We start from the raw sequence: 23,336 nt of genomic DNA, 5'->3' as shown, positions 1-23,336 counted from the left end.
CTGCACGTGAGGGGGCCGTGGGTCCAAGGCCAAGCCGACTTCGAGGTTCGACCTACCCCCCCTGGGGCCAGCCGAGCTCGGTGGCGCTGTCCGCCGCGTGCTCCTCGGCCTGGATCACCCCGTCATGGACGGCCTTGGTCACCGTCTCGATGTTGTTGATGTCCCAGAACAGCGCCGGATCGCCGCGATGCGGGGTCTTGTGGTTCGCCACCGGGCTGTTCGGTGCCGGGTGCTTGCCACTGCAGATCTGCCCGGTGCGCTGGCAGATGTACCCATCACGGGCGAACACATCGCGGCGGAGCTTCTGCCAAGCTGCGGACTTGTACCAGCCGCGGACCTGGGCGTCGGGCGAATAACGTGTGTCCCGGATCTCTCTCGGTGTGGAGATCTGAGGACGGAGCCTGCCGACGAGGGGCTTGAGAGTTTGGATCTTGGGCATGGCTGCTCAGTCCCGGAGCCATGAGCGGTCAGTGGTGTGCTTTAGGCTGCGGCATCCACTCCAGCGCTGCCACACAGTGCGAGCTTCGACTTCAGAAGGTATCCCTACAGAGCCCAGATCTTGTTGCGGGCATTGTCGCGGGCGATCTTGCGGCCGATATCCGCGTCGAAGTTCGCTGGGGAAGCCGCAGCGCTCTCGCCGGTGACATGGAAGCCGTTGCGCAGGGCGAGCGCGCAGATCGTCAGCGTTGTGCCAGGGAACACATGGTACGCCTCGCCAACGATTTGCTCGTCGATGTGACCGGGCGTGAGGCGCGGGGCGTTCAGGCCTTTGCGCTGGATTTCCGCCTCGACGGCGGTTTCGTCGCGGGTTGCCGTTGGTTTTGCCCTGATTGTGAAAAATGTGCGTATGCAGCCTTCTGGCCCGACTGGGGATGGCGGTGCGTTGGGTTTGACGCCTAGAGTTCAGCCGGTTGTCAGAACTTTAGGAGACATCAAATGGACGCCAGCCAGCTTCACCAGAGTTTCCAGCAGATGCAGAGTGAGCTTCAGGAGCGCCGGAAGGAGCGGGGACGCAACAGCACAGAATCCCGGATCTACTTGGCTGCCGAGCAGATCGCTGACGAGCTCTTGCAGATCCGGTACGAGATGAACTTGCTTCGGACGATCTACCAGCTGCAGCCGAAGAAGTCCTGATCGTATCCACCGACCGCTCAAGCTTCGGTAAGCTCGGCGTAGCCCAGCTTCATGGGCGGTCGGTGGTGCGCTCAGGGTTTGCGATGGGCTCCGCGGCCGTGCAATGCCAATTCAATAGGGAGGCTTTGGGGGAATGCCATGCGTCAACTACTCTTTTCGGCCATGTTCGGTGCAGTGGCACTTGTCGCAGCATCTGCGCACGCCACGACAGCGCTTCAGATGCGATCGTACTGCACCGGGGTAGCCAATGCTGAGCGCCACCCAAATGGCCGGGTTTCATTTCCGTTGACATTCCAAAACGGCCAGTGCTGGGGCGGTTTCGATGCAATCCAGCAGGTCAGCCGCGTCGTGGACGGACAGGCCAAGCGGCTTTTCGGGATTTGCTCACCGCCGCAGTCCACGTTGGTCGAAATGGTTCAGATCTTCGTAGCCTACGTGGATAGTCATCCGACGCAAGAAAACGAGGACTGGTTTGATGTGGCGAGCCGAGCTCTCGTTAGAGCGTTTCCGTGCGATGAGCGCGGAGAAAGCAGATGATTTTGTGGTGCGCTGGTGATCGGTGCGGGCCGGGCGCCTCATAAGCTGCCGTTGCCCAACTCACCCAAAGCCCTTACAAAAGGCTATTCAGCTTCGGGGGAGGCTCGGGGAACACCCTATGACAGACATTCCGGACAAGAAGGCTCGCGCGGCTACAAAGCGCGCGAACGAGGTAGCCAAGCAGCTGGAGCTCGAACTGGTGCGTTTTTCGACCGGCGATCGACAGATTGAATTCAACATCGATATCACCGCCGAGACGGTTTGGGCGACACAGCAGCAGATTGCGGACCTCTTTGAGGTCGATCGATCTGTGATCACGAAGCACCTGAAAAATGTCTTTGAATCCAAGGAACTGGAAGAGAGTCGAGTATGTGCAATTTTTGCACATACTGCGGCGGACGGTAAGGCGTACCAGGTCCAGCACTACAACCTAGATGCCATCCTCTCCGTCGGCTACCGGGTCAGCTCGCCCAAAGCCACGCGCTTCCGCCAATGGGCAAATCAGACCCTCCGGTCGTATCTCGTTGATGGCTATGCCCTAAACGAACGGCGTCTCAAGGACGCACCGGCCGCTCTCGCCAAGCTGGCTGCCGAGGTGCGCAGACTCCGCTCTGACGAGAAGAACATATACGCTTCAGTCAGAGAGTGCTTCAAGGTCAGCGCTACCGACTACGACACGTCGTCACCAACCTGCCGGCGCTTCTATGCACGACTGCAGGACAAGTTCCATTACGCCATTACCGGCAGCACCGCTTCTCAGATCATCATCGATCGGGCAGATTACAAGAAACCCAACATGGGGCTACAGACCTTGGCTGGAAACCTGCCCACGAGGGACGAGATCAACATCGGAAAGAACTACCTCGACAATGACGAACTTTATCGCCTGCACATCCTTTGCGAGCAGTTCCTTCTCTATGCCGAATCGACCGCTCTTCGTGGCAAGCAACTGACCATGGAGGAGCTGGATCAGAAGTTCGACGCCCTGATCCGCGTGAACGATTATCCCGTGTTCCCGGGGTATAAGGACTATCTGAAAGACAAGGCTGTCCGGCACGCTCAGGCCGAATACGCGAAATTCCTAATGCGCCTCACAAAGGACGACGTGAAGCGCATAGACCGCAGACCATCGGTGTAGCAGTTTCAACCGAACTCGTATCCCCCAGAGCCGGAGCCCTGGGGGTTCGCCAAATTGGCGAAGCCTTGACTACACTGACGAAATTCGTCGGCTCGTTGGCAGTTAAAACGACAACGCCCGGAGCCGCTATTCAAGCGATCCGGGCGCACATCTGGATTCGAGAGAAACTATGCCATTCTCGGGACACCCCGTCAAGCGGGCCCTTCGCTGTAGAGGCCGAGTTCACGTGCTGCCCTCATCAGTCCGCGCCTCGGCCCGGTCGCTCCGTTGTGCGTCGCGATATCGCGCAACGCCTCGATCAGCCGCGTCGTGACGATCGCCACCGCCGACTTCTGCCGACGCTGCTGACCGTCGGTCACCTGAATGACCGTCCTTCCCCATACCGAGGCAACCTCGTCGATCGTCTTTCCCTGCCCAACGATCGCCGACAGGAGCAGGTATCCTTGAGCCCCTACCACGCTGACGGTGCCGCGCAGCTCCTGTGCGGCCCGCATCGTGGCATCGGACAAGGGCTCGGCGAAACGGCCGCCGTCAACGGCCTCTTTTGTCGGATCGATGGCGGTGAGCGGGCCGATGGATGCGCGCTCATAGACACCGCGGAACCATCGTCCGGCCTCATACTCGGCATCGTTGATGCGGCGCCTGGCCTTCAAGGTTTCGAGCGGGCTCTCGCGCAGGTTGACGGAAACGCGCAACGTCTTGTCAGGCTCATAGGGGTCAACGACCAGCTTGCTGCCGATCTCGATCCTGTCGTTACCGCCGTGACGAGCCACACCGAGGCGCAACTTGCGGCGCGCTTCCTTGTCCTCCAGGAGACGCTCACGGTTCAAGCGGGATGTCGTTCCCTGGACAGCTTCGGCGATCCGCTCGGCTTCCTTCGCCATCGCCGCCAACGGCGCGAAGCGGGCAATCGTGCGCTTCGCCTTGGTCAGAAGCCGGAATGACCTCGACTGCAACGCCTCGTGCTTGGCCGCTTTCTCGTGCTGCCCTTTTTCACGGGCACGTTTAGCCGCCGCGCTGTGCCGATCGGCGCTGCGCTCCCACCGCGCCGCAGTGGCCTCTGCCTTTGCCTTCCTGTCGTGAACCGTCTTCAAGCCGCTGCCCTTTCAGTGCAAAGAACATCATTCCAGTCTGTGCCCATCTCTTTCGGTATCTCGACGGTCACGTTGTAGTTTTTGACCTTGAGGCGCCGGGCGAGCGTGTAAGACACGTCCTGTCCCGTGAAGCTGACGTCGTGGTCCCCGAAGACGATCACGTGGGTGACGCCTTCCGGCGGCTGCCATGCGGCCAAGCGGCTCGCGTCCACCGCTGCCCAGCAAGGCACGTTGAAGAGGATCGATGCGGAAAGCGCCGTCTCGATGCCCTCGGCTATCCCAAGCGTGTCACCGTGCTCGGCGAGGCGGATGGCGCCACCGCTCGGGAAGTGTCCCGGCATAAGCTTGCGAGGCTGAGGGACATGCGCTTTGCGACCGTCGAGAGTGAGATAGGTCCGGTGAAGAGTGCCCTGCTCTTCCGGATTGAGGCCACTGACGACCGCAATCATACCGGGGTGCATGGTGCGCTTATCGTCCGCGTCGGTATAGGCCATCTCGTCGATTGAGCGGAGACAGGACGGGAACGTCTGCAGGGCAATGCCACGAGACGCCAGATAGCGGTCGACATGGTCGCCGGCCGATATCGGGCTCGACGATTTCCAGAGCCGGATTTTCGCCGATCGATCCGCTTCGGCATCCCGCGGCTTCGATGGCTCTTCGGCTGGAATGTCCCCGAGCAGCGCCTCGATCTTGTCGGCCGCCTGCCGGAAATCGCAGCCGTTCACTTTCATGACGAGGTCGGCGCCGTCGCCGGCACCGCAGTGCGAGCAGATGAAGGTGCCCCTGCCATCCTTGTTGTCGAAGCGAAAGCGATCCTTTCCTCCGCACATCGGGCACGGGCCGTGCTTCTTCGTCAGGAACTGCGGCGAGACACCCAAATGCGGCAGGATCCCCATCCACTTCCCGCGAGCCCTTTCCTTCAAGCTGGGGCGCGTCATGCTGCACCTCGAGCTGCAAACTTGCGGCCCATCGAGCGCCGAATGTTGTAGGAGCGGATCCAGTTGGCGACGGTCAGCCCCGGCTGCTGGGGCTTCACGTCGTCAAATCGTGCGTCTCTGGGACGGACGCCGAACTTCTCGACATAGGCGAAATAGGCCCAGCCCGGTGCATAGCCCCTATTCAGAGCGTGGCCCTTGAGCTGCGCGTAGAAGCTGATTTTTTCGTCCATCGTCGCTTCGGGCTTCTTCTTTGCCCGGCCCTTGGACGCCAGCTCGACAAGCTCGCCGGGCGCACACTCGATCGTCGATTGCCGTTCCGGCGCAAAGCCGCAGTTGGGGCAAACATGGACCCGCGCCGGCTTCAGGAAGGCGCATTTCGGGCATTCCTTCGGAAGCGGCTCGTCCCGTTCTGGACGATCGCCTGCGCTCGACTTCTTCGGCTTCCCGTCGTCCAGCGCCTCGTGGTGGATATCGGTGACGAAGCCGAGCTTCAGCGTCGTGTCACTGTGGTCGAGGATGAGGCAATCGTCCTTTCCGTCAGCGATCCGCAGACCACGCCCAATAATCTGGACGTAGAGCATTTCCGACTTCGTCGGCCGGGCGAGGATGATGCAGCGGACATCCCAGTCTATGCCCGTGGTGAGGCACCCGACGTTGCAGACGACCTTGATCTCGCCGGCATGGAACCGCTTCCGGATGGCCTCGCGCTCGTCGGTCGGCGTGTTCGCGTCGATGTAGCCGGTCGGCACGCCGGCCGCCTCAAAGCGATCCTGCAGCTTTCGCGCATGCGCACGGTCGACACCGAAGCACAACGTCGGACGGCCTTCTCCGCGCTCAAGCCAGGTCTGGACGATGTCGGCGGTGAGAGTGCCGCGGTCCATCGCTTCGGCGAGCTGGCCCTCGTCGTAGTCGCCGGCAACGGTTTTCACCCCCGACAGATCCGGGTGAGACGGCGCGAAGACCCTGAATTTCGACAGGAAGCCCTTGTCGATCAGCTCTTGCGTCGTGGCCGCGATAATGAGGTCATCGAAGTGCTTGCCGAGTCCGCGGGCCCAGGGAGTGGCGCTCAGCCCGATGAACGGCACCTTCTGCCAGTCCTCGTCGGCCATCCACCGGCGGTAGAAATCGAACATGTTGTGGGCTTCGTCGATCACCACCACGTCGGCTTCCAGCAGCTTCCGGCGCTGCAGGGTCTGGACGCTGGCGACCTGTACCGGTCGGGACCAATCCGTCATCGGATGGGCCGCTTGGATCACGCCGACATCCCTGATGCCATCGTACCAGAACGCCTCCACCGTCTGATTGATCAACGAAACCGCCGACACACAGAACACGACGCGGTTGCCCTTGTTCATAGCGCCTTCGACAATCGCTGCGGCGAGCAGCGTCTTTCCGAAGCCGGTCGGCGCCTGAAGCATCGGCCTACGATGTCCCGAGCCAAGAGACGCTCGCAGCATCTGCATCGCGCTCACCTGGTGATCGAAGAGAGCCCGCCTCATGCCGCCACCTCGCCGGCCGGCGAGCCCTCGCGGGAGCGGATAGCTCTTCCTGTAACGTCTCGCTCTTCATGGCTGGGGAGGGACTGGTCCTGGTTCTGGTCCTGGTCCTGGTCCTGTTCCTGTTCCTGATTTCGATACGGTTGAGCTAACAGTTTCGGAATGGTCTCGAAACCGTTTACGCTGACTTCGGGAAACCGGCCTATATGACGACAGAAAGCGTTGCCGAAACAGTCTCTTATGATGCCATTTGGGATCTGGCAGAAGAGCTTAAACGCTGCTTTAGCGGTATTGGGATTGGGCAAAGGGTTTTCGTCAAGGAACCTATGTACGACGATCCATTTGGAGGTGTCGTCGCGGGTCACGAAACCATTGCGTGACAGTTCATCAAACCCTTTCGATACCCTTTCGACGGACCATTGAAGATCTTCGCAAACGTATCCATCCGGCAGTCGAAAGCAGCCGATCATGGTGGTGTGCGCCGATGTCTTGAGATAGGCGAGTAGGTTCCGAGCGTCCTCGGACATCGCCCGTATTTCGGGGTCGGAATAATGCTCGTGATAGAGCACGCCATACGTCCGCATCAGGCGTTACCCTCCGTCCTGGCGTCGAGAAGGGAGGACGACTGCGCGGAAGCGGAGAGTCCGGACTTGCGCTGGAACGCAAGCTTGTCCTCAGCCCAAAGTGATCGGATCCGGTTGACTGAGCGGGTGGCATATTTCGCCTGCTTCTCAGTAAGCCCCCCGTTCTCGATCGCGTAACTAAGTAGGCTCGACAGGAAACGGAGGTCTCGATCTCCAGGGTTGGCGACGCAGACCGCCCAGCGCAGAACGTCTTCCCAAACGCCGGACGTTGGATAGTCAGGGATTTGCCAGTGATGAAGGGTGTACTCAGTAGTAGCTTCGTTCACAGGGCACCTCCATCCCTAGCGCCGGAAGGACCGATGCGGTAGGCCTTTCGAGCAGTCCGTCGGTTGATGCGTTCGGGGTAGATGTCGGGTCGCAGCTGATGGCGCGACACGGCACCGTAGGTGGCAGCCTCGATCGGCAGCACGTAGTGTCCCGGAACTCCACGCTTGGCCCCCGTGAGCCAGTAGTTCAGAGTGGATTGGCGTACCCCGAGAATGTCCGCGAGCGCCGTCTGGCCACCGACGATCTCACAGGCCCGCCTTAACGATTCGTTCACCATGATTTCGGGTTATACCGAAAGTTCGTTGCCGCGCAACCGAAAAATCGTCAATGACCTAACTGGCGTTTGAAGATAGGCATAGGCTATGGAAACGATTGGCGACCGAATTAAACGGCTGCGAAGCCTCCGCGAGATATCTCAGGCCGAACTCGCTGAAAGGGCGGGCATGACGCAGACGGGCATTGCCTCGATCGAGAGCGGAGCTGTTTTGCGGCCGCGCAAGCTCGTGGAGATCGCTCGCGCGCTCGATGTCTCTCCTGAAGCACTTCTAGGTGAGGAGACAGTGGCGGCCGGCGAGCGTGCCCGCCATGCGATGATATCTGCTGCCTGGGACATGGGGCGATCGGGGAGACTTCTTCACCCGAGCGTTGCCGGAAGGATACCCGTCGTAGGCGAAGTGGCCGCTGGAGTGTGGCGGGATCCGAAACAGATCGACGACGAGGAAACTTCATCGTTGCCGGTACTCTCTGATCCCATGTCCGGCGAGCAGGTTGGCTATCTCGTTAGAGGCGCGTCTGCGAACAAGGTTGCAAGGGAAGGTGACGTTGCCGTGGGCGCCCTTATTGCAATGCGCAGTCCGAACATCAGGGACGGCGACTTGGTCGTGTTCGAACGGGCTATGGCGCCGGGCGGGCCGATCGAGCGCACGCTTCGGCGTTTCTCTTTCGTCGGTGAAGGCGCCGCCGAGCTAACATTCGACTCGGACGATTCACGGTTCTCGGAAACGTTGAAGTTCCCGTGGGGATCAGACGACGCAATGGCGGTCGGTGAGATCGTCGCGCGAGTGCAATGGATATATCGTTGGCCGTAAACGTCCGTTAAACGATAATTCGTTTGACATGGTAAACGAAATCGTTATATCCGTTCTCCATCGCCAGCCGATGGAGGACACCCATGTTGTCCCTGACACCTACCGAACATAGCAATCCCGATAGCCGTATAATCGCCGCAGCGCGCGAGGCGATCGGCCTTAACCTCGACTATCGGAACGACCTCGATAAAGAGGGTTGTAACCTAGACCGCCTCTTCGAGGCTGAAGCCCAGGCAACGGAGATCGTGTCCGAGGCGCCAGCGCAGGGCTTGGACGCAATGAAGGCGAAAGCCGCTCTCGTCAAGCATCTGACGCTGAAGACACCCGACGGCGCCGATATCTCGCCACTCGCAGATGAACGAGAGCGGCTCTCATGGTCACTCGCGTGTGATGTCGAGTCCTTCACCCCGTTGGCAGTATCTCCGGATGCCGAGCTGATTGAACTTTCGCGGCTTTGGCAGGAGCTGAATGCGGAAGCGTCAACCGCCTTCGATGCCGCATCTGCTCTAGAGGATCAAACCGAATATCCGGAAGACGAGCCCAAAGAGGTTTACGTCAGAGGGTTTGATGTCGGCATCGGGCTCTATGGAGCATGTGCTACTCCGATCGGAAAGCAATATTGGTATCTGCATAGCAGGGAACAGCTCACCCGCTTCATGGAGCAGCCGGGAAATCTGGCCCAGGGATGCCTACCGCAAGCGCGCGCTCGCGTTGACGAGATCCTTTCAGCTATTGACAGATATGAGGCGGCAGTCGCCGAAGCGGAGGAGCGATCCGGCTTCGCTAAGGCGTGGGCGATCTATGATGGCATCCGCGTGCACCGAGACGCGATCAGGCTGCGGATCGTCAAGAAGCCAGCGCGCACCTTGGAGGGGCTTGCCGCCAAGGCCACGGTGGCGCTCGACGATTTTACCGGGGGGGTGGAAGACCTCCTAGAACGCCTCCAGCGGGACGTTCAGGACGGCCGCCCGGGTAACAATGCCGTTCTCTATTCGATCGTTCGTGATCTCCTGGCGGGGGGCTCTCATGCTTGAGGCACTCGAACGCCAGAAAAAGGCGCCGGCGGGTCCCGCGCGCGTGGCGCGCCGCGCGGACTTCGCCCAGCTCAAGGTTGAGCTGGATGAGGCGAACAGAGCGTTTGACGAATACCCGCGTCCGAAGGACGACGATGTAGTGGATGTCCTGTGTGACCGTATTGCCGCCGCAGAACTGGCCATCCAAACGGCTCGCGCGGAGACAATGGACGATCTGCGCGTGAAGCTTGATGCTTTCGAGGATGGCATCCGTGCAGCCCTTCTCGGCGAAGGCGAGGGAGAACGTCAGTTCCACGACCTATGCGCGGAACTGCGCAGGCTTCAGGGATGGGGGCGAGCCGATGCATAGGCCCCTCCCTGACACGCTGCCCGCCGACCCCGCCGCCCAGGCCGCGGTGTTCCTCGAGATCATTCGCTCGCTTGGCCCCGAGACGACGCGCGAACTGATCGAGCGCGTGACCGCGTCAACCCGCTCGGTGGATCCGAGCACCGCCTGTTCCCAGCCACCCCGATCGCCGGAGATGGTCCAGGAATGAGTGCCCTGATGCTTCAGATTTCCGCCGACGAGTTCGTGGACTTCAACACCATCACCACCGTCGCGGAAGCCGAGGATCTTCGCGTCCAGCTGGAAACCTCGATCATCACGATTGAGACCCAGCTCGAATACGAAAATCTCTATCATGAAAGAGGCGAGGATTGGCGCATAAGGGCGACCTGTGCCCTGAAGCACCGCATCCATGCGCGGCTGCGGATCTATCGGAGGATCAAGCAGCTCATCCGGGAAGAGAAGACCGCGCGCCTCCGGCTTCCAGAGCGCATTGCGGACCTGGAGGCCGCGCTCCGGCCTTTCGTGCCGGCGCATCTTGCTCCGCACCTGGAGAACGAGGCGCGGATCACGCTCGATACGACCATGGGCGACATCCGCCGGGCGCATGCAGTACTAAACTGCGGAGGTGGGGCATGAATGCCAACCCCACCGATCCTACCGTGCGGGTCGAGCTTAAGGCCTACCTTGCCAAGCAGCCGTGGGGGAGAGATGAGCCGGCCTGACCGCAGCGCATCCCGACCGAAACCGGCAGACTGGGCAGACGATGAGCCGATGACGCTGGCCGAGGCCGTCGCCGTGTTCTTCCCGGCAGGCCCGCTCACCCTATCCTCACTTAGGACGGCCGTGCGTAAAGGCGAGCTTGCAGTTGCGCGCGTGGCGGGCAAGGATCTGACCACGCCACGCGCCATAAGGGAGATGACCACGCCATGCCGGGCCGCAAAGCCGCCCCTCCCCGCCTCTATCCCAGAGAGCGGGCCGGGCGCCCAACCGTCTGGGTCATTCTCCACCGAGGCCGGGAAATCAGCACAGGCTGCAGGGAAGAAGACGTTGAGGGAGCTGCGCGTTTCCTTGAAGAGTACCTCGGGAGCCTCCACAACCCGACCACCGGCGCAAGTTCTCCCGCTACGGTCAACCTCAGCGACCTGATCACCTTCTACACACGGCAGAAGAAGCCGCCCGATGATGCGTCCCCGGAAACCCTGGAGCGCTTCGAGGAGATGCTCGGGATGGCAGACACCCTCATGGACTGGTGGGGCGATAAAACCCTGGCCGCCGTCAAGGGGCAGAGCTGCCGCGATTATACCGCATGGCGGATATCGCAGCCGCTGAAGCAGGCGAAGAGCAAAGAGGCCCTCAAGAAGCGCATATCGCCCGCAACGGCGCGGCGCGAGCTTGAGGTCCTTCGAGCCGCGATCAACCTCTATCACAAGGAATTCACCCTCGACTTCGTGCCGAAGGTGACGCTGCCGGAGAAATCCGCCCCGCGTGAGCGCTGGTTCACTCGGCAGGAAGTGGCCCGGCTGCTAGCCGCGTCTCTCGGCTTTATCTGGGACGGCGATCAAGGGGCATGGCGACCTGAGCGCCGCGACAAGGTCACGCGGACACGCCGCCGGCATATCGCCCGCTTCCTTCTGATCGGGGTCTATACGGGCACCCGGCATAAAGCGATCGAGCGGCTCCAGTGGCACGCCAATACGACCGGGGGGTGGATCGACCTGGATAGAGGCGTTCTCTATCGGCGCGGCGTAGGAGAGCGGGAGACGAAGAAGCGTCGGCCCCCTGCCCGGCTGCCTCATCGCCTCATGCCGCATCTGCAGAGATGGTCACGCATCGACGCCGAGGCGGATCGATGGCGGGATGAGGCCACGGTCTTCGTCATCCACAAGCCGGACGGGTCACCCCTTGCGGGGAGGATCCGCAGCGGATGGGAAGGCATTGTGGCCGACGCCGGGCTTGGGCCGGAGGTGGTGCCGCACGTAATGCGACACACGGCCGCCACCTGGCAGATGCACGCCGGCACCGATCTATGGGAAGCCGCCGGCTCGCTTGGCATGACCGTCGAGCAGCTGCAAGAGGGGTACGGTCACCACCATCCCGACTTCCAGGAGGGTGCGGCCGGCGCCTTCGGTGGTCGGCGCTGATAGGCAAACGGGACGTGAACGCGCCCAGGAAATGCCCATGAATTACCTGGGCAAGCGTGAACAAAAGAGGTTCAAACGAAACGCAATCCCTAGGAAGCGCAAGGCTTACAGGTGAAAACTGGCCGTTCGGGACGAGGGGGTCGCAGGTTCGAATCCTGCCACTCCGACCAAGCAAACACCTGCCGCATTAGACGAAGACAGTGGATGGACCGGTCGAGCGGCCGGAATCGCTTCCTGTGTCCCCCACGGCAGGGCTCGGTCGTGTTGATCTCTCTGACGGGCCCGCCGGGGCACTACAAGCTCATCATCCGTAATTGCGAGCTTAAGCGGGGACAATTCGGCATGGGGCGCCTGCGTTTCCGGATCTCCCGTCTCGGCATCCTGAGATCACCGATCCGGGCGATCCCAAGCACCGCCCGGTAAGGCGGTGACGGGGCTAATCAATCGAGCTAAGTTCCGCGGGGCTCGCTAAGAGAGTAGTCCGCGGAGGGAAATATATGCTTTCGACCTTGTTCAAACGGCGCCGCGGTCCTGAGGCAGCGACGGGCGACAATGAGCGGCTCCCCGCCGCCCAAGATCCAGTTACCGAATGGGACGCCGGCCGGTGGTTCGACCACAAGGATTTCACCTCAGATTGGACGTCTCACAATTTCCCGGTTTGGCGTGATCTGCTCGGGCCGCTCAAGGACAAGGCGATTGAAATCCTTGAAATCGGCAGCTGGGAGGGCCGCTCTGCCGTCTTCTTTCTGAATTATCTGCCACGGTCTCGCGTGACATGCGTCGATCCGTTTACCGGCAACCCCAGCTTTCACCCTGGCGACGAACGCTATTTGGCCGTTGCGAGGCAATCCGAGCACCGATTCACGCAAAACGTAGCAGAGTTCGGGGACCGCGTGGAAAAGATCGTCGCCCGCTCGGTGTCGGCCTTAGATCGGCTTGGGCAAGCAGCCCGCCGATTTGATTTCATCTATATCGACGGGAGCCATGAGCAGGTCGATGTACTTGCGGACAGTGCCCTCGCTTGGCCTCTCCTTGGGGCCGGAGGCATTCTGCTTTGGGATGATTATGAATTCGACCTAAAAGGAGAGCGGCCAAAGCTCGCAATAGAGGCTTTCCTCACCGTTATTCCGGGTAAGTACGAAATTCTCTACCGAGGCGCCCAGCTTGCGATCCGGCGGCTGTGACGCTGGGCTAGTTCGCCGCCGGCGCACCTCGTCGATCTGCTCAATTGTGGTAACCGCACTGGCCTCGATCGCGGCGAGCAGTTCGGCTTCCTTGACGAAACATACCTTTACGACTGGCCACCCGCCCAAATGCGGGTTTCCGACTAAACCCGCTCGCAGAAGAAATAATGAGAACGGCCGCCCCATTCTGGATGGTCAGCAATCACCCGGAAATTGCAAGCTTCAAGCATCTTGATCATCATGCTTGGCGACCATAGCCACCACCAGGGGCCGTAGTTCGCGCTTCCGTCTGGTAAGCGAAATGGCTCACTGTAAGCGCGGTTGAAGTGCATAATTTCGATGCCGCTCTGGGTGAAGTGCTCCGCCATGATAGCGCGCACCTGATCATCCATTCCCGGGATAAAGACGGTCCGGCCACCTGTGAAGTCGAGGCTGCCGAATTGATTTTCGACTTTCTCCGGAACAACCATTGAGCCGAGAAGAAGGTATTTCGTCGTTACACTCGCGAGCCGGTCCAGCGTGTAGACGGGTGACGGGACATGATAAATGATGCCGGAGCAGTGCACGAAATCAAAACGTCCTAGAGTCCCCTGAATCTGCGGGTCGTCCAAATTGACGTGCTTGCTATCATAGTTCGTGTAGCCAAGGTCCTTGGCGCGTTGCTCGAATTTGGCCCACCACTCGTTTCCAGGCGTTTGCATGTCAGCCATAGTGGCGGAACGAGCGCCAGCAGCTAAGGCCAAGGTCACCTTCTCGTTGACCGTCCCCCAGAGCCCGCCGATGTCGACAAAGCTCAGACCGGCAACGTGTTCGCGGATGATGTGGTTCTGAAAAATTGTCGGATCGGGCAATTCGGCCATTCAGATCTCCTGAAGATGTGGCGGCGTTCTTAGCATAGGCTCAATACGACGAACAAGCTGACCAGTGCCCCGGAGGTTGGCTAATCGCCAACGGGAAGCGCACCTGCAGCCGGCTCTTTCGTGAACACTCTTGGGCGTTGCTACGGTCCTCTCCGCACGGGTATCATACGTCTTGCTTTGATAACGCCCCGGGTCTGAAGGGGCCGTGACACCGGTTCCGATCAAGACGTTACTTGCGGCGAATGAGGCGAGCTGCCTTTCGCAGCGGGCCTGTGACGCGCCAACTCGTCGATTCCTTGATCGCTCTAATCTGCTCATCAAGCAATCGCGCGTGGTCTGCGAGTTGCTCTCTCTGCGCATACGTTTCATCGAGGTCTGCCTGCAAGCGAGCGACCCGCTCCTCATAAGTCCTGCTGTGCTCGGACCTAGCAGCGATCTCAGCCTTGCAGCGCGCCACCTCGCGTTCAAGCTCCTCTACGTTCTGCTGCAGAACAACTGCTTTCCGCTGCAGCAGAATTTCTTCCTGCCGCAACCCATCTGCATTTTTCTGCAACTCCGTAATTACCTGCTGCGCGCGGTGGAGCTTGTCGGTGGCGGAGATCTCCTCGACCGTCGCGTCAACTGTCGGCAGCGTGTTCACGAACCGCACTTTAGGAAATCGTGGCTTGAGAGAGTGCTCAAATATGGCACGGTTTTTGAAGTACGCATTCGGCATCACGAAGACGCGCTTTTGCAGAAAGGCCGACAGAATGGCCACGTGGAGCCGGTCGGTGAGAACGGTCTCGTGGGGTGCGATATAGGCGGCCATGGTATGGGTCGAGTGTCGAGCAAATTCTTCGGACGTCCAGAGATCGCCGTTCCATGACATGGAGATATCGATATTTCCGGGAGGTACGGGAAAAGTCCCCGACGTCTCGCCGTCCTCCCGCACTGCGGTGAGGGTTCCCTCACCCGACTGGAAATGCTCCTTGAAATGATCGTCATCGAGAAAGAAGACAATGTCCTCGGAGAGATAGGTCGAAGCCGGATTGGATCCGTTGGCCAGGGCTAAATCGTATGAAACTCGTTCCCGACAGAAAACCGTGAGGTTGCGATGCGTCTCTGCCAGCACATCGGCGAAGCCCACGATTGTGTGCGGCATTACGACGACGTTGTTCTTGGCTCCTAGTCTCCGGACAAGTTCGGCGACATCGCCATACCGGCCTTGAACAAGATTACCCCCCCCACCAATCAGAACGGTCTGCCCTTCAACGTCATCTCCCTGCTTGTGGATCGTGGCCGTAATGCCGTACCGCTTGAACAAAAGGTACGTCGCATAGGTTATAAAGCCGTCGCCAGCATTGCCGGACTTGGGATAAAAATGGACGTGTTCGCCCGACAGAGACGATAGGAATCCGAGAAACGGATCGCTTCGCGTGCCTGTGAGACCGACCGCTTGATCTGACACTCTCTGCCCTCGTCCATGCTTGCCCCGGTCTCCCCTAGGTCCGCAGCCATATTCCAATCACCGCCGGATGTCACTGCCGTCGTCACGCCGAGATTGTAACGAGCAGCTGACTTCTTCTTCGGCCTCTTAGCCGGTAGTGCCATCCTCACTCGCGTGATTACGTTGACTGAGCCGAGAGGAGGCGTTAGCACACCCCTAGGTCCACTAATGGTATGGCTACTCGCGATGAGCCCCCCTAAGGGAATGCAGATCGACGCCGCTGTCATCCTTAATCTGCATCGAGAGGCCGTCTTCCTGAAGCGGACGCTCCTTTCGATGGACGACGCGGTCCGGTTCGCCGCTCAGGCGGGGTTGCGGCTGGAGCTCGTCGCCGTCCTCGACCGCGCCGACGCGGATACGCGCAGGGTTCTCCGCGAGCACGACCTCAGCCTCTATGCCACGGTGAACGTGATCGAAGCGGACTTTGGCTCGCTGGGGCTTGCCCGTAATGCCGGTGTTCAGGCAGCGTCCGGTGAGTTTATCTTCACTGCCGATGGGGACGACCTCGTTTCCGAAAACTATTTTACGAGTCTGTATCGCACTTGTACGGAGTCCGGGCCAACTACTCTAGTCTTCCCTGAATACGTTTTAATGTTCGGGGCTGAAGTTTACACAGCACAATACCGTTCTTTAACGGATGCAACACCATTCTCGTTCGCAGATCTCCACCCCTACATATCCCGGCTATGTGCTCACCGCAGCGTCTTTCAACGCATTCAATATGCTGACCTGCGATTGAGCCGTGGCTATGCCTATGAAGACTGGCACTTCAACGCCGAATGCGTCGCGGCTGGTCTCGATGTGAAGGTCGTGCCGGGAACGATCCTGTTCTACAGAAGACGTCCGGACAGCCTGCTCAACCAAGCGGATGCGCTTTCGACCCGTCAAATTCCGCCGTCCAAATTGTTCGAACCGACGACATACCTCAAAATATGCCAGCCGTATCTCGGGGATCCGGCGCCGCAGATATCCCTGGACGAGGTCAATCGCGCGGCTCGGGACTTCCTGGGCGCCGACGAGACGAAGGTCCTGATAGAGAAGGCACAGACGATTGAGCCGGAGATACAACTCTGGCGATACCAGCACGCCCCGATCTGGTCCAATCTTCAATCCGACTTTGCCGTCGGACGGGCCTATCACACGATCTGCCGGGCCCTCGAACGACGCGTCTTCGATGAGGTGTTTCTATGCCCGTTCGTCTCTCGCGGGGGAGCGGAACGGTACCTTTTGGCCATTATGGAGGCGATGTACCAGCGCAATCCCTTCCGGGAAATACTGGTGATCCTCGGGGAGGATTTTGACGGCCACTCGTCGCTGGGCAAATATCCGCCGAACGTGACCGTGCTGAATTTGCACCATCTGTGTGCGTCGACATCTCTCGAGCAGCGCTGCCTGCTGGCGCTCAAAATCGTTCAGTCGAGTTGTCCCGACGCCCGCATTCATGTTCGGCCGTCTACATTCGGCGACATGTTTTTGAAGCGTTTCGGGTCGGCGCTCACTGGCCGCGATGTCACGTACTATCGCTTCCTTGACGAGGAAGAGATAGAAGACGGTCATATGGTCGTTCACTATTCGTCACTACCTATCATATCTGCCAATCTTCCACACATTTCGCGGATCGTAAGCGATAACGACACAACAATTCACCGAGACCAGCATCGGATTGGCTTGCACCGGGAAAAGTGGCAGCGTCTCTATGCTCCGGTGGAAGCTCCAGCGTCGATCCCGACCCGAACGGCAGATGCATGCGACCACATTCTCTGGGCCTCCAGATTGGACCGGCAGAAACGTCCAACCCTGCTGCCGCTGATTGCGGCTGCGCTACATCCGCGTAAGCCTGAATTGATCATAGATGCGTATGGCACTTCCGTCTTCGGTCACTTCGATCCGGGTGCACTCCGCGGCTTTGCCAATCTCACTTATCATGGTGCTTATGAGGGCTTTCATTCGCTCCAGCTTAGCAAATACTCGACATTTGTTTACACGAGCTGGTGCGATGGGCTGCCGAATGTCCTTCTGGAGGCCATGGCTGCGGGCCTGATCGTCGTCGCACCAAATGTGGGCGGGATCGCCGAACTCGTGATCGACGGCGAGACCGGCATCTTGTTACCGTCGCTCGCCAGCGATGCCGACATGGCAAAGGCCTATTGCGACGCGATCGTCCGCTTGGCCAATGAGCCCAGTCTCGGCCCTCGTCTGGTGCAAGGCGCGTCGGATTTGATACGTGAGCGGCATTCGTGGCAGTCGTATGTGCGGCGGGTCGCCGATATTTTCAATCTGCATGATGAGGCAACCGTCGATGTCCGAGCCTATCCCCTTTAAGGACAGCACGACGCAATACGAGTCTTTGCTCGCGGCCCTGCAGGAGAAGGACCGGGAGATCGAGCGCCTGCAGAAGCTCGTGACGGTGCTGGAACAGCGCGCGAGGGAGATCCGCAGAATAGCCGAAATTGAAAGCAGCGAGCTCAAAGCCGCCATGAAGGCGGAGCGGGCGCGGGCGAAAACGGAGATTGAACGCCGGCTCGGCGGCTTTCCTGCTGAGGTGAGCGGCCCGCTGGACAACGAGCTCCGCGCGGTGCTTGGTGAACTCCGGCTCGTCGCTTCCTGGCACAGGAAAATCCTGCGGCCGGTTCACTGGCTTTGGATCAAGCTGTTCCCCGTCCGGCGCATGATCGCCCGCCTCCGGCGCCGCGTCTGACGGATTTTCTTCCCCGCAATCGCCGGCGGGGATACCTCGTCGCCTCAAGCACACCGCCCATCAGCGCCCCACGCCACCCACGCCGGTGCTTGCACCGAGCCTGCTATCGGCTGGCCCCTAGCCGTTCCGGTGCCGCTGCCCATACCTCCGATCGAACCGCAGAACACGCCATGCGTTGTTCCACGGTCGGAGGAGAGCGGCATGTCTAACCTCAACGAAAGCGCAGATCGACGGACGGAATTGGCGGCCGACCGCACGGTGCTCGCGGCGGAGCGCACCTATGCCTCCTGGGTGCAGCTCGGCCTCGGCTCGCTCGCCGCAGGCATTGGCGCCAAGAAGCTGCTCGCCGACCTCGTTCCAAACTGGGTGATCATCGCCACCGGGACGCTGCTCGTGCTGTTCAGCGCCTTCTGCTTCTGCGCGGCCGTGTGGCGGCAGCTTTTTCCCGGCCTGCCGCCCCCTAAGCCCGACGTTGGGCGCATTCCGCCGGCCCTCCTCATGATCGTCAACGGCTTTCTCGCGCTGGTCGCCTTGGCCGCACTGATCGGGGTGTGGTTCGGCCCCGCCCAGTGAGCGGACAGCTTCTGCTCGGTGACCATGGCGCCAGAATGCCGCAGCGTCGCCGGGATGCAAAATTTCATTCGAATGCTAATTAATAGAAATGAATGATCTGGACCTGCTACGCCGCAACTTCACGGCCGCCCTGCTGCAGACGGGCCGGCTGTGGCGCCGGTTCACCGATCAGGTGCTTGTTGCGCACAATATCTCGGAGGCCTCTGCGGCGCCGCTCCTGTGGATCGGGCGGCTCGGCGGCGGCATTCGGCAGGTGGCGCTCGCGAGCTATGTCGGCATCGAGGGGCCTTCGCTCGTGCGTCTGCTCGACCAGCTCGAGGCCTCGGGCCTCGTGGTGCGCAAGGATGATCCGACCGACCGGCGCGCCAAGACGCTGTGGCTGACGGAGGACGGCGAGCGCTTCGCCGCGCGGCTCGAGGAGCTGCTCGTCGAGCACCGGGCGCGCATTCTCGCGGATGTCGCCAAGGAGGATCTCGAGGCGGCGCTGCGCGTGCTGCAGGCCTTCGCCGACGCCGCGGCGGCCGGCTCGGTGCAGCCTGCCGAAGCCGAGACGGAGGCCTCGTCATGAGCTTGCCGTCCTGGCGGGATTGGGCCTTCTCCGCGAAGGCTTTTCTGGCCTCGATGCTGGCGCTCTATATCGCGCTCTGGTTCGATCTGCCGCGCCCCTATTGGGCGATGGCGGCCGTCTATGTCGTCGCCAACCCGCTCGCCGGCGCGACGAGCTCCAAGGGCCTCTACCGCGCGCTTGGCACCCTCATCGGGGCGGCCGCCTCCGTCTTCTTCGTGCCGCTGCTCGTCAATTCCCCGGAACTGCTGAGCCTCGCCGTCGCGCTCTGGACGGGCACCCTGCTCTATATCTCGATGCTCGACCGCACGCCGCGCAGCTATGTCTTCATGCTCGCCGGCTATTCGCTGCCGCTGATCGCGCTGCCGGGCATCGGCACGCCCGAGACGATCTTCGACACGGCCCTCGCCCGCAGCGAGGAAATCATCATCGGCATCACCTGTGCCAGCATCGTCAATATCAGCGTCTTTCCGATGAGCGTCGGCAAGCTCCTCAGCACACGCATCAGGCGCTGGCTCGACGATGCCGCAGCCTGGGCGGCGGACATCCTGCGCGGCGAAGGCGCGACGCCGGCAACACCGCTCAAACGGCAACAGCTCGCGACCGATATCGCCGGCCTGGACCTCCTGATCAGCCAGCTCAGCTACGATGCAGGCGCGCGCGACGTCGACCAGCACGCGCGGCAATTGCGCGGCCGGCTGATGATGCTGCTGCCGCTCTTTTCCTCGCTCGCCGACCGCCTGCACGCGCTGAAAGCCGACGGCAGAGGACTGCCCTCGGGGCTCGCGCCGCTCCTTGGCCGCATCGCCGACTGGTTGAAGGGCGGCGCCGCGGCGGCCGCGCAAGCACAGACGTTTCACGCCGATATCGCCGCCCTCAAGCCGGCCGGTCATTCCTTCGACTGGCACGATCTCATCCTGTCGAGCGCGCTGTCGCGGCTCAAGGAAATCGTCGATCTCTGGGCGGACTGCCTGTCGCTCCACGAGCAGATCGCCAACGGCCGGCCGGCGCGCGGCTGGCGACCGAAGTTCGTCGACCGGCCGGTGGTCGCCAGCACGCGCTATTACGACTACGGCCTGATGCTGTTCTCGGCGGGCTCGGTCGTCGTCTCCACTTTCGTCGCCTGCGCCATCTGGATCCTGATCGGCTGGCAGAACGGCGCGAGCTTCGTGATGTTGGCGGCCGTCGCCTCGTCGTTCTTCGCCGCCCAGGACCGGCCGGCCCCCTTCATCTTCTCCATGTGCATCTGGTGCGCCGTCAGCCTCCTCGCGTCTTTCGTCTATCTTTTCGGCATCCTGCCGGCGATCCACGGCTACGAAATGCTCGTCGTCGTTTTCGCCGTTCCCTTCCTCATTCTGGGAACGCTGATCCCGCGGCCGCAGTTCAACCTCTTGGCGATGCTGATGACAGTGAACACCGCCTCCTTCATCGCCTTGCAGAATCGCTATGGCGCGGATTTCACGACCTTCGCCAATGAGGCGATCGCAGCACTCGGCGGCGTGGGCTTCGCGCTGGTGTGGACCTTGATCGCGCGGCCCTTCGGGGCGGAGCTCGCGGCGCGGCGCCTCGTGCGGGCCGGCTGGGCGGACCTCGCGGAGACCGCGGCCGGCACGCGGCTGAGCGACCATGAGAAGCTCGCCGGCCGCATGCTGGACCGTCTTGCCCAGCTGGTGCCGCGGCTCGCGGCGATCGAGGATCGCGATCTGGGCCAGGTCGACGGCTATGCCGAGGTGCGCATGGGCTTCAATATTCTGGTGCTGCAGCGCGAAGGCAGCCATCTCGCAAGATCCGATGCCGCGGCGGTCGGCGCCGTCCTCACCGGCATCGCGCATCTCTTTCAAGAGCGGCTGGCGACCGGCCGGGCGGTCGCGCCGTCGCCCGACCTCCTCGCCGATATCGACCAGGCGCTCTGGCGCTTGAGCGGTGATGGCGTCCGCGGCCGGGAGGCGGTCGATGCGCTCGTCGGCCTGCGCCGTGCGCTCTTCCCGCATGCGCCTGCGCCGCATGTCGAGGACGGCCCCGCCTCGGCCGCGCTGCCGATCGCCGCGGAGTAGGCCGATGCCTGAAGAAATCGATATCTATGGCGTCTATATCCCCGGGCTTCTCGCGCTGATGTTCGTGACCTATGTCGTGAGCATCGCCGTGCGCCGGGTGCTCGCCTGGACGGGTGCCTATGCCCTCGTCTGGCATCGCGGCCTCTTCGACGTTGCGCTCTACGTCATCCTGCTCGGCGCGATGTTTTCCTTCACCCGCTGGTTGTGGTCATGAACAGGTTTGTCAAAGTCGCGTTGCGTGTGCTCGTCACCCTCGTCGTCGTCGCCGGGGCGGTCCTCGCCGGGCGGGAGCTGTGGAACCACTATATGAACGAGCCGTGGACGCGCGATGCGCGCGTGCGCGCCGATGTCGTCGGCGTGGCGCCCGACGTCTCCGGCCTCGTCAGCGAGGTGCTGGTGCACGACAACGAGGTGGTGAAGAAGGGCGACCTGTTGTTCCGCGTCGACCGGCAGCGCTTCGCCATCGCCCTCGACCAGGCGGAGGCGGCGGTGGCGGGCACCAAGGCGGTCCTCGACCAGGCGCATCGCGACCGCGAGCGGCGCGAGCGGCTCGGCGATTTCGCCTCCGAACAGCAGAAGGAGCAGGCCGTCTCCGCCGAGGCGCAGGCCGACGCCAATTACCGCCAGGCGCTCGCCAGCCGCGACCTCGCCCGGCTCAATCTGGAGCGCTCGGAGGTGAAGGCCCCCGTCAACGGCATCGTCAGCAACTTCTCGCTGCGGCCCGGCGACTATGTGGCCGCGGGCTCGGCCCAGGCGGCGCTGGTCGACACGGATTCGCTCCGCGTCGAGGGCTATTTCGAGGAGACGAAGCTGCCTCGCATCCATGTAGGCGATGCCGCCTCCATCAAGCTCATGGGCCAGTCCGGCCTGATCACCGGTCATGTGGAGAGCATTGCCGGCGGCATCGAGGACCGCGAACGCAACGCCGGCCTCCTCGCCAATATCAACCCGACCTTCACCTGGGTGCGGCTCGCGCAGCGCGTGCCCGTGCGCATCGCCTTCGACAAAGTGCCGGAGAATGCGCGCCTTATCGCCGGCCTGACCGCAACCGTCAACGTGCTGCCCGGCCAAAATCGCCCGGACGATCGCACCGCCGAACGCTGACGCGCGAGCCCCACGCCGAGAGCACCCTATTGGCGATTTGCTAGCGTTATCGCAGCGGCCTATCGGCGCTTTACGTCGACTGCGCATTTCCAAGCCCCTGTGAGACGCGGCATTACTGCCGCTCGTGCGGTCTCCACGTCGTCGGCTCAGCATTTTTCCTTGAAAATGCTTCGCGAATAACGCTCACTCGGGGCCGATCCCGTCGGCAGCCCCTCGCGGGCACCTCAAGGCTTCCGCATGAGACATCGATGCTGAATGACCAATCGCTCTTTCTTACCCAGCTCGTCACCCTCTGGGCGGTGCTCGACCCCATCGGCCATCTGCCGCTTTTCATCGGCGTCACCACGGCGCTCGATGCCCGGGAGAAGCGCCGGGCGGCGGTCATCGCCATCCTCATCGCCTTCGGCATTCTCGTTTTCTTCGCCCTCGCCGGCCAGCTCCTGCTTCAGGCCATGGGCATCTCGCTGCTTTCCTTCCAGATAGCCGGCGGCATCATCCTCTTCCTCTTCGCCATCACGATGGTGCTAGGCGAGACGAAGCACGGGACCGGGCCCGCCTCCTCGGGCCAGACCGTCATGGACATCGCCGTCTATCCGCTGGCGACGCCGATCATCGCCGGCCCCGGCGCCATGCTCACCATTGTGCTGCTCACGGACAACAACCGCTTCTCCATGGGCCACCAGGCCATGACGCTCGCGGCCCTCGTCGCCGTGCTCGCCGGCATGCTCGCCATCTTCCTGCTCGGCAGCATAGTGCAGCGGCTCATCGGCACAGGCGGCGCCAATGTCCTGCGCCGGACCATGGGGCTCATTCTCGCGGCACTCGCCGTCAATCTCGTGCTCAATGCGCTGACCGGCTGGCTGAAGCTGCCGCCCATCTAGGCCGCCTTCTCCACGGGCCACATCCTGTGCGCGCCGACACAGCATTCCACGCCGCAATCCTGGAGAAAGAAGCCTGCTGCGGATGGCGCCCT

At 61.6% G+C, this 23,336-nt stretch carries 27 protein-coding genes; 18 read left to right on the top strand and 9 right to left on the bottom strand.

Going from position 1 to position 23,336, the window contains the following annotated elements; genetic code table 11:
* Positions 1-52 precede the first annotated feature (52 nt).
* Together ACFQU1_RS20405 and ACFQU1_RS20400 are read right to left on the bottom strand one after the other, a co-directional pair.
* Positions 53-439: an HNH endonuclease gene (locus tag ACFQU1_RS20405; RefSeq protein WP_378136091.1), complete on the bottom strand. Its 387-nt coding sequence runs from the start codon at positions 437-439 to the stop codon at positions 53-55.
* Positions 440-543: 104 nt separating this feature from the next.
* Positions 544-765: a Gp49 family protein gene (locus ACFQU1_RS20400; protein WP_378136799.1), complete on the bottom strand. Its 222-nt coding sequence runs from the start codon at positions 763-765 to the stop codon at positions 544-546.
* A gap of 171 nt (positions 766-936) precedes the next feature.
* Between ACFQU1_RS20400 and ACFQU1_RS20395 the strand changes: the two genes are divergently transcribed.
* From ACFQU1_RS20395 to rhuM, 3 genes are all read left to right on the top strand, one after another.
* On the top strand, positions 937-1,134 hold the full coding sequence (locus tag ACFQU1_RS20395; RefSeq protein WP_378136089.1) for a hypothetical protein: 198 nt from the start codon (positions 937-939) through the stop codon (positions 1,132-1,134).
* 138 nt (positions 1,135-1,272) lie between these two features.
* The gene (locus ACFQU1_RS20390) at positions 1,273-1,671 is read left to right on the top strand and encodes a Rap1a/Tai family immunity protein (RefSeq protein WP_378136087.1); all 399 of its coding nucleotides are present in this window, start codon (positions 1,273-1,275) and stop codon (positions 1,669-1,671) included.
* A gap of 118 nt (positions 1,672-1,789) precedes the next feature.
* Positions 1,790-2,809: a RhuM family protein gene (rhuM, locus tag ACFQU1_RS20385; protein ID WP_378136085.1), complete on the top strand. Its 1,020-nt coding sequence runs from the start codon at positions 1,790-1,792 to the stop codon at positions 2,807-2,809.
* Between the two features lie 191 nt (positions 2,810-3,000).
* On the opposite strand, the gene ACFQU1_RS20380 is transcribed toward rhuM, so the two are convergent.
* From ACFQU1_RS20380 to ACFQU1_RS20360, 5 genes are all read right to left on the bottom strand, one after another.
* Positions 3,001-3,903: a hypothetical protein gene (locus tag ACFQU1_RS20380; RefSeq protein ID WP_378136083.1), complete on the bottom strand. Its 903-nt coding sequence runs from the start codon at positions 3,901-3,903 to the stop codon at positions 3,001-3,003.
* Positions 3,900-4,841, bottom strand: coding sequence for a toprim domain-containing protein (locus ACFQU1_RS20375; protein WP_378136081.1), 942 nt, complete (start codon positions 4,839-4,841; stop codon positions 3,900-3,902). The genes ACFQU1_RS20380 and ACFQU1_RS20375 overlap by 4 nt, the downstream gene beginning before the upstream one ends.
* On the bottom strand, positions 4,838-6,340 hold the full coding sequence (locus ACFQU1_RS20370) for a DEAD/DEAH box helicase (protein ID WP_378136079.1): 1,503 nt from the start codon (positions 6,338-6,340) through the stop codon (positions 4,838-4,840). The genes ACFQU1_RS20375 and ACFQU1_RS20370 overlap by 4 nt, the downstream gene beginning before the upstream one ends.
* Entirely contained in the window at positions 6,337-6,906 is a 570-nt protein-coding gene (locus ACFQU1_RS20365; RefSeq protein ID WP_378136077.1) for a hypothetical protein, read from the bottom strand. The genes ACFQU1_RS20370 and ACFQU1_RS20365 overlap by 4 nt, the downstream gene beginning before the upstream one ends.
* 337 nt (positions 6,907-7,243) lie before the next feature.
* Entirely contained in the window at positions 7,244-7,525 is a 282-nt protein-coding gene (locus ACFQU1_RS20360; protein ID WP_378136075.1) for a helix-turn-helix domain-containing protein, read from the bottom strand.
* An 85-nt stretch (positions 7,526-7,610) separates the two neighbouring features.
* On the opposite strand from ACFQU1_RS20360, the gene ACFQU1_RS20355 reads away from it, so the two are divergent.
* From ACFQU1_RS20355 to ACFQU1_RS20325, 7 genes are all read left to right on the top strand, one after another.
* Positions 7,611-8,336: a helix-turn-helix domain-containing protein gene (locus tag ACFQU1_RS20355; RefSeq protein WP_378136073.1), complete on the top strand. Its 726-nt coding sequence runs from the start codon at positions 7,611-7,613 to the stop codon at positions 8,334-8,336.
* Positions 8,337-8,419: 83 nt separating this feature from the next.
* Positions 8,420-9,370 (top strand): hypothetical protein, encoded by a 951-nt coding sequence (locus ACFQU1_RS20350; protein ID WP_378136072.1) that lies wholly within the window; start codon positions 8,420-8,422, stop codon positions 9,368-9,370.
* A complete protein-coding gene (locus ACFQU1_RS20345) occupies positions 9,363-9,719 on the top strand; it encodes a hypothetical protein (RefSeq protein WP_378136071.1) in 357 nt (118 codons plus the stop codon). Before ACFQU1_RS20350 ends, ACFQU1_RS20345 begins: the two co-directional genes overlap by 8 nt.
* Positions 9,712-9,906 (top strand): hypothetical protein, encoded by a 195-nt coding sequence (locus ACFQU1_RS20340; protein WP_378136070.1) that lies wholly within the window; start codon positions 9,712-9,714, stop codon positions 9,904-9,906. The genes ACFQU1_RS20345 and ACFQU1_RS20340 overlap by 8 nt, the downstream gene beginning before the upstream one ends.
* An 8-nt stretch (positions 9,907-9,914) precedes the next feature.
* A complete protein-coding gene (locus tag ACFQU1_RS20335) occupies positions 9,915-10,334 on the top strand; it encodes a hypothetical protein (protein ID WP_378136069.1) in 420 nt (139 codons plus the stop codon).
* Between the two features lie 290 nt (positions 10,335-10,624).
* The gene (locus tag ACFQU1_RS20330) at positions 10,625-11,839 is read left to right on the top strand and encodes a tyrosine-type recombinase/integrase (protein ID WP_378136068.1); all 1,215 of its coding nucleotides are present in this window, start codon (positions 10,625-10,627) and stop codon (positions 11,837-11,839) included.
* A 497-nt stretch (positions 11,840-12,336) separates the two neighbouring features.
* Positions 12,337-13,023 carry a class I SAM-dependent methyltransferase gene (locus ACFQU1_RS20325; RefSeq protein ID WP_378136067.1) on the top strand — a complete coding sequence of 229 codons (687 nt, stop codon included), beginning with the start codon at positions 12,337-12,339 and terminating at the stop codon, positions 13,021-13,023.
* A 143-nt stretch (positions 13,024-13,166) separates the two neighbouring features.
* On the opposite strand, the gene ACFQU1_RS20320 is transcribed toward ACFQU1_RS20325, so the two are convergent.
* Together ACFQU1_RS20320 and ACFQU1_RS20315 are read right to left on the bottom strand one after the other, a co-directional pair.
* Positions 13,167-13,883, bottom strand: a complete 717-nt coding sequence (locus ACFQU1_RS20320) for a hypothetical protein (RefSeq protein WP_378136065.1) — start codon at positions 13,881-13,883, stop codon at positions 13,167-13,169.
* A 229-nt stretch (positions 13,884-14,112) separates the two neighbouring features.
* Positions 14,113-15,330 (bottom strand): polysaccharide pyruvyl transferase family protein, encoded by a 1,218-nt coding sequence (locus tag ACFQU1_RS20315; protein WP_378136063.1) that lies wholly within the window; start codon positions 15,328-15,330, stop codon positions 14,113-14,115.
* A gap of 243 nt (positions 15,331-15,573) precedes the next feature.
* Between ACFQU1_RS20315 and ACFQU1_RS20310 the strand changes: the two genes are divergently transcribed.
* The 8 genes from ACFQU1_RS20310 to ACFQU1_RS20275 all read left to right on the top strand — a co-directional run bounded on the left by ACFQU1_RS20310 (position 15,574) and on the right by ACFQU1_RS20275 (position 23,244).
* Positions 15,574-17,691, top strand: coding sequence for a glycosyltransferase (locus tag ACFQU1_RS20310; protein WP_378136061.1), 2,118 nt, complete (start codon positions 15,574-15,576; stop codon positions 17,689-17,691).
* A 25-nt stretch (positions 17,692-17,716) separates the two neighbouring features.
* The gene (locus ACFQU1_RS20305; RefSeq protein ID WP_378136059.1) at positions 17,717-18,067 is read left to right on the top strand and encodes a hypothetical protein; all 351 of its coding nucleotides are present in this window, start codon (positions 17,717-17,719) and stop codon (positions 18,065-18,067) included.
* Positions 18,068-18,268: 201 nt separating this feature from the next.
* Entirely contained in the window at positions 18,269-18,640 is a 372-nt protein-coding gene (locus ACFQU1_RS20300; RefSeq protein ID WP_378136057.1) for a DUF202 domain-containing protein, read from the top strand.
* A gap of 88 nt (positions 18,641-18,728) precedes the next feature.
* Positions 18,729-19,208, top strand: a complete 480-nt coding sequence (locus ACFQU1_RS20295) for a MarR family winged helix-turn-helix transcriptional regulator (protein WP_378136055.1) — start codon at positions 18,729-18,731, stop codon at positions 19,206-19,208.
* Positions 19,205-21,259 carry an FUSC family protein gene (locus ACFQU1_RS20290; protein WP_378136053.1) on the top strand — a complete coding sequence of 685 codons (2,055 nt, stop codon included), beginning with the start codon at positions 19,205-19,207 and terminating at the stop codon, positions 21,257-21,259. Before ACFQU1_RS20295 ends, ACFQU1_RS20290 begins: the two co-directional genes overlap by 4 nt.
* Before the next feature lie 4 nt (positions 21,260-21,263).
* Positions 21,264-21,473, top strand: coding sequence for a DUF1656 domain-containing protein (locus tag ACFQU1_RS20285; protein ID WP_378136051.1), 210 nt, complete (start codon positions 21,264-21,266; stop codon positions 21,471-21,473).
* Positions 21,470-22,363 (top strand): efflux RND transporter periplasmic adaptor subunit, encoded by an 894-nt coding sequence (locus tag ACFQU1_RS20280; RefSeq protein ID WP_378136049.1) that lies wholly within the window; start codon positions 21,470-21,472, stop codon positions 22,361-22,363. The genes ACFQU1_RS20285 and ACFQU1_RS20280 overlap by 4 nt, the downstream gene beginning before the upstream one ends.
* 248 nt (positions 22,364-22,611) lie before the next feature.
* On the top strand, positions 22,612-23,244 hold the full coding sequence (locus ACFQU1_RS20275; protein WP_378136047.1) for a MarC family protein: 633 nt from the start codon (positions 22,612-22,614) through the stop codon (positions 23,242-23,244).
* Positions 23,245-23,336: the final 92 nt, after the last annotated feature.

This window comes from Chelatococcus sp. GCM10030263 (assembly GCF_042666455.1).
In the GTDB taxonomy this organism is placed as follows: domain Bacteria; phylum Pseudomonadota; class Alphaproteobacteria; order Rhizobiales; family Beijerinckiaceae; genus Chelatococcus.
The sequence above is the reverse complement of the archived record's forward strand: the minus strand, read 5'-3'. Positions and strand labels throughout refer to the sequence as shown.